Origin of the sequence: Hymenobacter lapidarius (genome assembly GCF_001816145.1) — a bacterium.
Classification (GTDB): Bacteria; Bacteroidota; Bacteroidia; order Cytophagales; family Hymenobacteraceae; genus Hymenobacter; species Hymenobacter lapidarius.
The window spans coordinates 65,422-75,921 of the sequence record NZ_MDZB01000084.1; the positions used below are offsets into that span (position 1 = coordinate 65,422).

Here is a 10,500-nt window from a genome sequence, read left to right on the forward strand (position 1 = left end):
ACTTGCAACCGTTTTTGTCACATCGCCTCCTCACCGAACGCGCCACGGCGCGTTACTACTCATTCATGCGCGGCTCCTCTCACTTGGCCATCGGCCTCATTACCGGCGTAGCCGTTGCGGGCCTGGTGCCCGGCATTCCGTTTTCGGTGGCGGGCATTGCCCTGGCCGGCTTTTCCAGCCTCGCCCCCGACCTCGACCACCCCGACAGCCGGCTGAGCAAGCGCCTGGGGTTCACCCAAAACTATGTGCGCTGGGCCTTTGCCGCCGGCGCCCTGGCCATTGGGGCCTATGCCTACTTTCAACTGGCGGCGGGTGCTGAGCAGCGGCTCTACTACACGGCGGCGCTGGCCTTCGGGCTCATTGGGGTGGGCATGCAGGGTGGTTCGGCCCGGCGGCTGGCGCTGCTTTTCACCGGGCTGGCTACGGTGGTGGCCGGTCTTTACACCGAGCAATTGTGGCTAAGTTTATTGGGAACGTTTGTGGCGCTGGCACCCTTCACGTCGCACCGTTCCTGGACGCACACCATCTGGGCCACCGCCCTCTGGACCTACATTGGCCACCTGGCCAACCAGCACCTCGGCTGGCACGGCGTGGCCCTGTATGCGGGCGGCGGCTACGCCTCTCATCTGGTGGCCGATAGTCTGACTAAAGCCGGGGTTAGATGGTTTTTGCCGCTCTGGGATTATTCCTTTAAAATCCCCCTTATCAGCACCGGCTCGGCTACCGGCAACATGCTGGAAGTAGGTATTTGTGCGGGCTACGGGCTGCTGGTGCTGGGCCTGGTAATCGGGCAAATGGGCTTTTAACCGCTGGCCGCGCAATATGTGCGGCCAGCGTGCCGGCGTTGTGCCGCTGCCATACGTTGTTATACGGTTGCATAAGTCAACCAATACTGTTAGCTTCGCAGCAGATATGCCATTTTATGCATGGCGGTGTTCGTATTGATTTGTGTTACTATCCAGCATCTTCAATCAGCCCAGCCATTCGGCGTTCTACTAAAATAAGCAATTACCTCTTCTTCCATTCGGGGGCTACCACGCTACAACGGCTGCATTACTATCGAAAATAGAGATATTTCGATTTCAATGAAACCATCACAGGTGCAGCCGCGCACTGGTCTAGTCACGATTCCACATTATTCATCCTTTCTACCCCACCTTAAAAATACTTTTCTAACTTAAATTAGAGCTTTACCATGAATCAGATGAACAGCCCTTTAATTCGGGTTGGTGTCTTCTATGACGGCAACTATTTCTTAAAAATCAGCGATTATTATTATTTCCAGCACGAGCGCAAGGCGCGCATCAGCCTGGAGGGCTTGCACGAATATATTCGCCACCAAGTGGCTGAGGAAGAAGATGTAGATGTGCGCCTGGCGCAAATTACCGATGCGCACTTTTTCCGGGGCCGCCTGTCCGCTACCGAGGCCCGCGACAAGGACCGGCTGTTTCACGACCGCCTGCTCGACGACATTCTGATGAACCTGGGCGTGCAGACGCACTACATGGCCCTGAAAACCCGCGACGGCCGCCTCCAAGAAAAAGGCATCGACGTGTGGCTCAGCCTCGAAGCCCTGGAGCTGGCCCTGCACAAAACCCTCGACGTGGTGGTGCTTATCGCCGGCGACTCGGACTACGTGCCCCTCATCCGCAAGCTCAACACCGTGGGCACCCGCGTGATGTTGCTCAACTGGGATTTCAAGTACGAAGACTTCAAGGGCGAAACCCGCGTTACGCGCGCTTCGCAGCAGCTGCTGGAGCAGGTAACCTACCCGGTGGCCATGCACGACGTTATCGACCGGGGCTTGCAGGCCCAGGACGAAGTAGTGGAAGCCCTGTTCGTCAACCAGTCGGAGCCCGCCGCGTTTGCGCCCAGCACGGCCTCGGCGCCCAAACTGGTGCGCCCCACCGGCCCCACCGCTGCCGGCCCCGTGGGCACGCTGGGCATGAGCACCATCAAGAACCTGAAAAACGGTTTCGGTTTCGTGGTGATGCCCCCCAACAACCTGTTCTTCAGCTACGCCGACCTGACCGAAGGCGACTTCAACGACCTGCGCGAAGGCGACTGGGTGGAATTCACCGTGGGCCGCAACCACCGCGACGAAGACTGCGCCCGCAACGTGCGCAAAGTGACCGCCCCCCAGCTCAACGATATGGAGGACGAGTACGAGCCCGTAAACGCCCACGCCGCCACAGCCGAGCTGTAGCGCTACCTGCGAAAGCAACAAGAAGCCCGCCTGAGTCATCGGGCGGGCTTTTTGTCGTTAACCATCCTGCTGCATCACCAGCTGGGCAAAGTCCCGCTTGGAGGCCGGGTAGCGGTTGAAGGTGCCCAGGCCGCGGGCCACGGCCACGTCTTCCTTGCCCTCGGCCACGCGGTAAATCACGCAGCTGCTCACCACCAGCTTGTTGCCGATGTGGTCCACCACACCTTTGGCCACCAGATTGTCGTGCAGATGCGCCGCGTGCAGGAAGTTCATCTTAAACTCCACCGTTGACACAAACTCCAGGTGCGTGAAAGCCAGTGTGAGGGCCGCCGCACCCAACGCCGCATCCATGAGGCCCGCCAGCACGCCGCCGTGGCAGGTATTGGGGGAAGAAAGGTGTTCGTCGCGGATGGTCATGCGGTATTCCGCCTGGCCGGGTTTGGGCACGGTTAGGGTCATGCCGTTGGCGCGGCCGTAGTGGTTTATCTGGTTGTAGGCCGCTACCATGGCGGCGAGTTGGGGGAGCGGGCGGGCAGGAGTTGATGAATCAGACACGAGTGCGAAATTTCCAGTGAAACGGCTTGGAGCGGCCGGTTTGCCAAAAGTCGGTGCCAAAGTCCGAACTTGGGTGCGCGGCAACGCGCCGCGCTTTGTACTTACACCGTTTTAACCCTGCCATGTCAGCCCTGCCCCTCACGTTTGCCGAGTTCTATCCGCGGTACCTGCGCGAACACAGCCGCCGCGGCACCCGCATCCTGCACTTTGTGGGTACCACGCTGTTTTTGCTTTGCCTAGTCATGCTCGTCGTCACGGGGCGGTGGGGGTGGCTGCCGGCGGGTATTGTGGCGGCCTACGGCTTTGCCTGGGTGGGCCATTTCTTCGTCGAGCACAACCGGCCCGCCACGTTCCAGCACCCGTGGTATTCGCTGCTCGGCGACTTCCGCCTCTACGCCGACCTGTGGCGCGGCCGGGAGAAGTTTTAGCGGCTGCCGCTACAGCTGCTTGCGCATCAAAAAATGCGGAATCACCCCAAAAAGCGTGTGCGAAGGCTCCACCACTTCGTACCCCAGCCGCTCATAAAAGGGTACCGCGGCTTCGCGGGAATGCAGTATGATTTCCGTCAGGCCTGCCGCTCGGGCCTGGGTTTCCAGTGCGTCCATAATCTGGCGGCCTAGGCCGGTGCCGGCGGCTTGCGGCGCCACCGCCATGAAGCGCACCTGGCCCTGGTGGGCGCTGGTGGGCTGCAACATGCCCACGGCCAGGGCCTCCGGGCGCGTGCTGCTTTCATCAGCTAAAAGCAGCGCGTGCACGGTGCCCGGTTCGTCGTCGGCGGGCACGCGTTCGGAACCGGGCAGCTGTTGCCAGGGCTGGCGGAGCACGGCGTAGCGCAGCTGGTAATAGGCCTCCCACTCGGCGGGGGTGCGGGGCGGGCGAACGGCGAATGAGGACATAAGCGAAACTATAGGTACGACCGCGCAACCAGGGAGGAGTTGGGCCGTTACCTTTGCGCCCCGGCTCCGGCCGGTTACTCATTTCAAAACTACGCCCCACCCCGCTATGGCATCCTTCGACATCGTGAGCAAAGTAGACCCGCAAACCTTGGAAAATGCGGTGAACACGGCCCAAAAAGAACTGCAAACCCGCTACGACCTCCGCGACACCAAGGGCGGCATCGAACTGAACAAAAAGGAAAACACCATTCTGCTTTCGTCGGAAAATTCCATGCGCGTGAAAGCGCTGGAAGACATCCTGCTGGGCCGCGTGGTGAAGCAGGGCATCGACGGCACCAGCCTGGATTTTTCGGCCGACGAGCAGCCCAGCGGCAACCTGATTAAGAAAACCATCAAGGTGCGCGCCGGCGTCGACAAGGAGTTCGGCCGCAAAATCATCAAAGCCATCAAAGACGCCAAGGTGAAGGTAGAAGCCCAGATGCAGGACGACCAGGTGCGCGTTACGGCCAAGAAAATCGACGACTTGCAGGCGGCCATCGCCGTGCTGCGCCGGTCCGACATTGGTCTGCCGCTGCAATTCGTGAACATGAAATCCTAAAAAAATTATGAATTATGAGTTTCAAATAAGCTCTTGCCGCAATTCATAATTTAAAACTCATAATTTTTTTCTTGTGTACGACATCAATGCCTTCGCCGAAGCGGCTACCTGGGTTAGCTTGCTGACCCTCACGTTCATGGAAATCGTGTTGGGTATCGACAACATCATTTTCATCTCCATTGTGGTGAACCGCTTGCCACCAAGCCAGCAAGCCCGCGGCCGCACCATTGGCCTGCTGCTGGCGCTGTTGTTCCGCATCGGACTTTTGCTGAGTATTTCGTGGATTGTGGGCCTGCGGGCGTCGTTGTTTGACATCAACCTGCCCTGGCAGGACGTGCCCTTCGGCGTGACCGGCCGCGACCTCATTCTGCTGGCCGGCGGCCTGTTCCTGATTTACAAGAGCACCACCGAAATCCACAACAAGCTGCAGGGCGAGGAGGAACAAGAGGACGGCAGCGGCCCCAAGCACGCCACCATGCGCAACATCATCGTACAAATCATCATCATCGACATCGTATTCAGCTTCGACTCCATTCTGACGGCCGTGGGACTCGTGGACAACGTGCTGGTGATGATTGTGGCCGTGATACTGGCCATGGGCGTGATGCTGGCCTTCAGCAACGCCGTGGCGGGATTTGTCAACAACAACCCCACCATCAAGATGCTGGCGCTGTCGTTTCTCATCATGATTGGCTTCATGCTGGTAATGGAAGCCGCCCACAAGGAGGTGGAAAAAGGCTATCTGTACTTCGCCATGGCCTTCTCGCTGACGGTGGAGCTGCTCAACCTGCGCCTGCGCAAGAAAACCAAGCCGGTGGTACTGCGCGACTCGCAGTACGATTAGGACTTTTACCGCAGAGGAAAGGCACAGAGGCCGCAGAACGTTTTGCGGGCCTCTGTGCCTTTCCTCTGCGCCTTCTGCGGTGAAAATCCTATCAGGTCATTTCCGCTACGGCCGCAGCTTGGTCGAGCATGCGGCGCAGGGCCATTTCCAGCAGGCGCCGATTCACCTCGGGCCGATGCAGGCGGTAAAAGGCGTATTCGGCGGTAGTGAAAGCGCCGGTTATCAATCCCACCACGGTGTAGCGCAGCTTGGTGTTGCGGCCCAGCAGCTCGGTGAGCTGGTGGTGCTGGTCGGTGGGGCGCAGGGTGATGTGGTGGTCGAGCACAAAATCGGCAACCACAGCCAGCAGCAGGTCGTTTTGCAGCTTCAGCACCGGGCGCAGCGTGGTGTGCAGGAAGTGGGCCACGGTGCCGGCGGCATCGGTTGCTTCCACGTTGATGAGGGGACGCAGGGCCAGCAGGGCGGCATCGGGCCGGGTGGCGGCGGTGGGGGAGGAGGGCATGAGAACCCAACCGCCGGCCGGGCCAATGGTTGCCCGGCCCCGGCCGCTACACCACGCCCAGCTTCACCAGCGCGTCCCAAAGCACCACGCCGGCCGCCACGCCCACGTTGAGCGAATGCTTGGTGCCAAACTGCGGGATTTCCACGGCCAGGTCGCACAGGGCCAGTACGGCGTCTTCTACCCCAAACACCTCGTTGCCCAGCACCAGCGCCAGCGGCCGGCCCGGCTCGGGCTGAAATTGGGGCAGCACCACGCTGCCGGTGGTTTGCTCCACAGCCACCACCTGGTAGCCGGCGGCTTTCAGGGCCGCCACTGCCGCCACCGTTTCCGAGGCATATTCCCAGCTCATCGACTCCTCGCTGCCCAGCGCCGTTTTGGTGATTTCGCGGTGCGGCGGGCGCGGCGTGATGCCGCAGAGCCAGATTTTCTCCAGCGCAAAGGCATCGGCGGTGCGGAAGATGGCGCCCACGTTGTGCATGCTGCGCACGTTGTCCAGCACGAGCACCACGGGGCTTTTGGGCGTACTTTTGAAGTCGGCCACCGTGGCGCGGTTCAGCTCCGCCATTGTAAGTTTTCGCATGGGGCGAAGGTAGGAACGCGCCTCGGCGCGTTCGGCGTTTCCGCTGGTAGCTGGGGACGTTTGCCGCCGGTTGCGTGTTTTTATTTCAATAAAAGCGGGGCTGTCGTTCCGCTTTACCCTACCGATTGAACGTGCCGAGGTGCGTTCCTACAGTTTCTGCTTTGACTGCTCCCGCTGCACCCAAGAAAGAATTCGTCATCAAGTCCGTCGGGCCCGACCACATTACGCCCGGCTCGCCCGTCGACACGCCCCTGATGAAGCAATACTACCTGCTCAAGCAGCAGCACCCCGGCGCGGTGCTCTTGTTCCGAGTGGGCGACTTCTACGAGACCTTCGGCGAGGACGCCGTGACGGCCGCCCGCATTCTCGACATCACGCTCACCAAGCGCGGCGGCGGCACACCCAACGAAATTCCGCTGGCTGGCTTCCCGCACCACGCTCTCGACAACTACCTGCCCAAGCTGGTGCGCGCCGGCCAGCGCGTGGCCATCTGCGACCAGCTCGAAGACCCCAAACTGGCCAAAGGCCTCGTCAAGCGCGGCATCACGGAGCTGGTGACGCCCGGCGTGAGCATGCACGACAACGTGCTGGAGCGTCGCGCCAACAACTACCTCGCCGCCATTCACTTCGGCAAAATCGAGGCCGGTATTTCCTTCCTGGACATCAGCACCGGCGAGTTTCTGGTGGCGCAGGGCACGCTCGATTACCTGGGCAAGCTGCTGCAAAATTTCAGCCCGGCCGAAATACTATTCTGCAAGAAAAGCCGGAGCGAGTTCGAACACCATTTCGGCCCCGACTTCTGCACCTACGCGCTGGATGAGTGGGTTTTTGGCAATGACTACGCCCACGACACGCTCACCCGCCACTTCAAAACCACCTCGCTCAAAGGCTTTGGCGTCGACGGCCTCAAGGAAGGCATCGTGGCCGCCGGCTGCATCCTGCACTACCTCGCCGAAACCAAGCACTCCAACCTGGGCCACGTGGCCAGTCTGGGCCGTCTGGAAGAGGATAAATACGTCTGGCTCGACCGCTTCACGGTGCGCAACCTGGAGCTGGTGCACGCCCAGCACCCCGGCGGCGTGCCCCTCATCGACGTGCTCGACCAGACCCTGACGCCCATGGGCGCTCGCCTGCTGCGCAAGTGGATAGTGCTGCCCCTCAAAGAAGTAAGCCAGATTCAGCGCCGGCTCGAAACCGTGGCCGCGCTGGTGGCCGATGAAGAGCTGCTGGCCGACCTCACCCAGCACCTGCGCCAGATAAACGACCTGGAGCGGCTCATCAGCAAAGTGGCCGTGCGCCGCGTGAACCCGCGCGAGCTGCTGCAACTAGCCCGCGCACTGGAAGCCATCGCGCCCATGCGCGAGCGGCTGGCCGGCTCCGGCGTAAAGGCCCTCGTGAAACTAGCCGACCAGCTCAACCCCTGCGCCACCCTGCGCCAGGAAATTCTGACCAAAATCAAGCCCGATGCCCCGCTGCTCACCAACCAGGGCGGCGTGCTCAACCCCGGCATCGACGCCGAGCTGGACGAGCTGCGCGCCCTGGCGTTTTCGGGCAAGGACTACCTGTTGCAGCTCCAGATGCGGGAGCAGCGCAACACCGGCATCACGTCGCTTAAAGTGGCGTATAACAAGGTGTTTGGCTACTACCTTGAAGTCAGTAACGCGCACAAAACCAAGGTGCCGCCCGAGTGGATTCGCAAGCAGACGCTGGTGAACGCCGAGCGCTACGTCACCGAAGAGCTCAAGACTTACGAGGAGAAAATTCTCAACGCCGAGGAGCAGCTGTTCGTCATCGAGCAGCGCATCTACACCGATTTGGTGCTGGCGGCGCTCGATTTTGTGCCCCACATTCAGCAGAACGCCCGCGCCATTGGCGTGATGGACTGCTTGGCCAGCTTTGCCCTCACGGCCCGGCAGCAGCGCTACGTGCAGCCCGTAGTGAACGACGGCACCGTGCTCGATATCCGCGCCGGCCGCCACCCGGTCATCGAGCGTCAGTTACCGCCCGGCGAAAGCTACATTCCGAACGACATCTGCCTCAATCAGGACGAGCAGCAGATTGTGGTGATAACCGGCCCCAACATGGCCGGCAAATCGGCGCTGCTGCGCCAGACGGCCCTCATCGTGCTCCTGGCCCAGATAGGGTCATTCGTGCCCGCCGACGCAGCTACCGTGGGCATCATCGACAAGATTTTCACCCGCGTGGGCGCCTCCGACAACCTGAGCAAGGGCGAAAGCACCTTCATGGTGGAGATGACCGAAACCGCCTCCATTCTCAACAACCTCTCCGACCGCAGCCTTGTGCTGATGGACGAAATAGGACGTGGCACCAGCACCTACGACGGCATCAGCATTGCCTGGGCCATTGTGGAGCACCTGCACAACAACCCCAAAGCCAAGGCCAAAACCCTCTTCGCCACTCACTACCACGAGCTCAACCAACTGGCCGATGACTGCCCGCGGGTGCGCAACTACAACGTTGCCGTGAAGGAGGCCGACGGCCGCATCCTGTTCCTGCGCAAGCTGCAGGCCGGTGGTTCTGAGCACAGCTTCGGCATTCACGTGGCGCGGCTGGCTGGCATGCCCACTTCGGTGGTGCTACGCGCCAACGAAATCATGCACCACCTCGAAGTGGAGCGCACCAGTGCCGGCCCCGATGACCGCCAGCCCACCGAATTTGACGAGCTGCTGTCTGGTTTGGAGGGAGGAGCTGACCAAGTGGTGGTGGTGCATCCCCCGCAGGCGGCCATTCCCAAGCCCCGCACCACCGCAGCGGTGGCCACGGCGCCGCGCCCCACGGTGCAGCTTAGCATGTTTGAGCCGGCCGACCCGGCCCTGGAACGCATCCGCGAGCTGCTGCTGCACCTCGACATAAACACCCTAACGCCTATCGAAGCCCTGATGAAATTGAATGAACTGAAGCTAACGTTGGGCGCGCATTGAACTTTTCAGCCTGAAAATGAACGTGGAAGCCCCTTCGGGTAAAAATTTCCACCCTTAACCCTTGCTTCGCCAAAAAAGCCCCTTACCTTTGTCGCACCATTCAGCGCTATGAAAATAGCAATGAACCTCCCGCGAGAGTAGCTCAGTTGGTAGAGCGCGACCTTGCCAAGGTCGAGGTCGCGAGTTCGAACCTCGTCTCCCGCTCCAAATAGTAAAAAACGCTGTCTTCGGACAGCGTTTTTTGTTTCAGCCCATTCCCGATGGCGGCCACCCGCAAGTGCCTTAGCACCGATGACGAGTTCCGGCAGGTTGTAGCCGCGAGCCTGTCGGTGCGGCAGGTGCTGGGCCGCATCGGGCTGGTACCGGCCGGCGGCAATTACAAGACGGTACGCAGCCGCATAGCTAGGCTCGGACTGGACACCAGCCATTTCACGGGGGCGGCGTGGAACCAGGGGGACCGGTTTCGAATGCTGGGCCAACCTTTTTCCTGGGATGGAATTTTAATAGAAAACTCGTCATACACTTCCACTGCCCGGCTGCGTAACAGGCTGATTGAACACGGACTAAAGGGAAGGCAGTGCGAAAATTGCGGCTTAGCTGAATGGCTAAGTGAGCCAATTCCACTGGAACTGCATCATGTCAATGGCGTCAATAATGACCATAGACTGCATAACTTGCAGTTGCTTTGCCCCAATTGCCACGCACTAACGGAAAATTATCGGGGCAAAAATCAAGTGAGAGCAAAACCTTAATTGTCCCTGCCAGAGTGGTGAAATCGGTATACACGCGGCACTTAAAATGCCGTTTCCGTGAGGAAGTACGGGTTCAAGTCCCGTCTCTGGTACAATTAATGCCCTTTGTGACTTCACAAAGGGCATTTTTATTTTTTGGGGTACAAATAGGGGCACAAAGAGTTAGTTTTTAGAGTAAACATTCGATCCGCATTTTACTACAAGTTCTTTTTTGGGTCTGTCCACCGGCTCAATTAAACTCCAATGCACTCCGAAATCGCCGTCATGGCCTCGGTGCCTTCTATTCGCGACCCATCCTTGACGAACCAATCTCCTCGGGAGATTGAATGCTGAGCCTCGTGCAGGTCTGGGTTGGTCGCCATAGTGGAGAACGAGATGTAAGCTTACCCCCAAAGTGAGCCAGTCAAAAATAGAGAGAAGTAGTAACTTTTCACTTCTTCTATTTGGCGGTGGTCTAATATAAGATGATATTTCGATTATAATTATCGATAACTATTTTAATTCGGGCCGTATGCATGGCCAATGATTTGCTGAAGGAGCAGGACTTACGCACGAGCACGCCACAGCGCTGGCGCAAGGAGCAATTAATGGCTTCGACGATGTTGGTCTGTCCCTCGCCCTTTAG

11 protein-coding genes, 2 tRNA genes and 1 pseudogene are annotated in these 10,500 nt (G+C 59.5%); 9 read left to right on the plus strand and 5 right to left on the minus strand.

Annotated elements, in window-relative coordinates:
• The first annotated feature begins 14 nt into the window (after positions 1 to 14).
• Entirely contained in the window at positions 15 to 806 is a 792-nt protein-coding gene (locus BEN47_RS05615; RefSeq protein ID WP_125921519.1) for a metal-dependent hydrolase, read from the plus strand.
• Positions 807 to 1,204: 398 nt separating this feature from the next.
• On the plus strand, positions 1,205 to 2,206 hold the full coding sequence (locus BEN47_RS05620; protein ID WP_317039467.1) for an NYN domain-containing protein: 1,002 nt from the start codon (positions 1,205 to 1,207) through the stop codon (positions 2,204 to 2,206).
• A gap of 57 nt (positions 2,207 to 2,263) precedes the next feature.
• Here the strand turns inward: BEN47_RS05620 and BEN47_RS05625 are convergent, their stop codons facing one another.
• On the minus strand, positions 2,264 to 2,761 hold the full coding sequence (locus tag BEN47_RS05625) for a PaaI family thioesterase (RefSeq protein WP_239691509.1): 498 nt from the start codon (positions 2,759 to 2,761) through the stop codon (positions 2,264 to 2,266).
• Between the two features lie 122 nt (positions 2,762 to 2,883).
• Here BEN47_RS05625 and BEN47_RS05630 point away from each other — a divergent pair, with 122 nt between their 5' ends.
• A complete protein-coding gene (locus BEN47_RS05630; protein ID WP_070726001.1) occupies positions 2,884 to 3,189 on the plus strand; it encodes an Mpo1-like protein in 306 nt (101 codons plus the stop codon).
• A 9-nt stretch (positions 3,190 to 3,198) separates the two neighbouring features.
• On the opposite strand, the gene BEN47_RS05635 is transcribed toward BEN47_RS05630, so the two are convergent.
• Positions 3,199 to 3,657: a GNAT family N-acetyltransferase gene (locus BEN47_RS05635; RefSeq protein WP_070726003.1), complete on the minus strand. Its 459-nt coding sequence runs from the start codon at positions 3,655 to 3,657 to the stop codon at positions 3,199 to 3,201.
• A gap of 106 nt (positions 3,658 to 3,763) precedes the next feature.
• On the opposite strand from BEN47_RS05635, the gene BEN47_RS05640 reads away from it, so the two are divergent.
• Together BEN47_RS05640 and BEN47_RS05645 are read left to right on the plus strand one after the other, a co-directional pair.
• Positions 3,764 to 4,255 (plus strand): YajQ family cyclic di-GMP-binding protein, encoded by a 492-nt coding sequence (locus BEN47_RS05640; protein WP_070726005.1) that lies wholly within the window; start codon positions 3,764 to 3,766, stop codon positions 4,253 to 4,255.
• Positions 4,256 to 4,328: 73 nt separating this feature from the next.
• Entirely contained in the window at positions 4,329 to 5,099 is a 771-nt protein-coding gene (locus BEN47_RS05645; protein WP_070726008.1) for a TerC family protein, read from the plus strand.
• A gap of 91 nt (positions 5,100 to 5,190) precedes the next feature.
• On the opposite strand, the gene BEN47_RS05650 is transcribed toward BEN47_RS05645, so the two are convergent.
• Together BEN47_RS05650 and BEN47_RS05655 are read right to left on the minus strand one after the other, a co-directional pair.
• Positions 5,191 to 5,601, minus strand: coding sequence for a hypothetical protein (locus tag BEN47_RS05650; protein ID WP_070726009.1), 411 nt, complete (start codon positions 5,599 to 5,601; stop codon positions 5,191 to 5,193).
• Between the two features lie 46 nt (positions 5,602 to 5,647).
• A complete protein-coding gene (locus tag BEN47_RS05655; RefSeq protein ID WP_070726013.1) occupies positions 5,648 to 6,181 on the minus strand; it encodes an RNA methyltransferase in 534 nt (177 codons plus the stop codon).
• Between the two features lie 254 nt (positions 6,182 to 6,435).
• On the opposite strand from BEN47_RS05655, the gene mutS reads away from it, so the two are divergent.
• The 4 genes from mutS (at position 6,436) to BEN47_RS05670 (ending at position 9,967) form a co-directional block, all read left to right on the plus strand.
• On the plus strand, positions 6,436 to 9,123 hold the full coding sequence (gene mutS, locus BEN47_RS05660) for a DNA mismatch repair protein MutS (RefSeq protein ID WP_083322148.1): 2,688 nt from the start codon (positions 6,436 to 6,438) through the stop codon (positions 9,121 to 9,123).
• Positions 9,124 to 9,254: 131 nt separating this feature from the next.
• Positions 9,255 to 9,330, plus strand: a tRNA-Gly gene (locus BEN47_RS05665).
• Positions 9,331 to 9,383: 53 nt separating this feature from the next.
• Positions 9,384 to 9,875 (plus strand): HNH endonuclease signature motif containing protein, encoded by a 492-nt coding sequence (locus BEN47_RS20815; protein WP_125921520.1) that lies wholly within the window; start codon positions 9,384 to 9,386, stop codon positions 9,873 to 9,875.
• 8 nt (positions 9,876 to 9,883) lie between these two features.
• Positions 9,884 to 9,967 (plus strand) — tRNA-Leu (locus tag BEN47_RS05670).
• A gap of 362 nt (positions 9,968 to 10,329) precedes the next feature.
• On the opposite strand, the pseudogene BEN47_RS23010 reads toward BEN47_RS05670, so the two are convergent.
• Positions 10,330 to 10,500: pseudogene (locus BEN47_RS23010) on the minus strand (IS1 family transposase); the annotation flags it as partial.

Bases quoted from the DNA above. Each gene is read 5' to 3' on its own strand.
- BEN47_RS05620 (WP_317039467.1), top strand. From the start codon at position 1,205: ATGAACAGCCCTTTAATTCGGGTTGGTGTCTTCTATGACGGCAACTAT.
- BEN47_RS05630 (WP_070726001.1), top strand. From the start codon at position 2,884: ATGTCAGCCCTGCCCCTCACGTTTGCCGAGTTCTATCCGCGGTACCTG.
- BEN47_RS05635 (WP_070726003.1), bottom strand. From the start codon at position 3,657: ATGTCCTCATTCGCCGTTCGCCCGCCCCGCACCCCCGCCGAGTGGGAG.
- BEN47_RS05640 (WP_070726005.1), top strand. From the start codon at position 3,764: ATGGCATCCTTCGACATCGTGAGCAAAGTAGACCCGCAAACCTTGGAA.
- BEN47_RS05650 (WP_070726009.1), bottom strand. From the start codon at position 5,601: ATGCCCTCCTCCCCCACCGCCGCCACCCGGCCCGATGCCGCCCTGCTG.
- BEN47_RS05655 (WP_070726013.1), bottom strand. From the start codon at position 6,181: ATGCGAAAACTTACAATGGCGGAGCTGAACCGCGCCACGGTGGCCGAC.
- mutS (WP_083322148.1), top strand. From the start codon at position 6,436: ATGAAGCAATACTACCTGCTCAAGCAGCAGCACCCCGGCGCGGTGCTC.
- BEN47_RS20815 (WP_125921520.1), top strand. From the start codon at position 9,384: ATGGCGGCCACCCGCAAGTGCCTTAGCACCGATGACGAGTTCCGGCAG.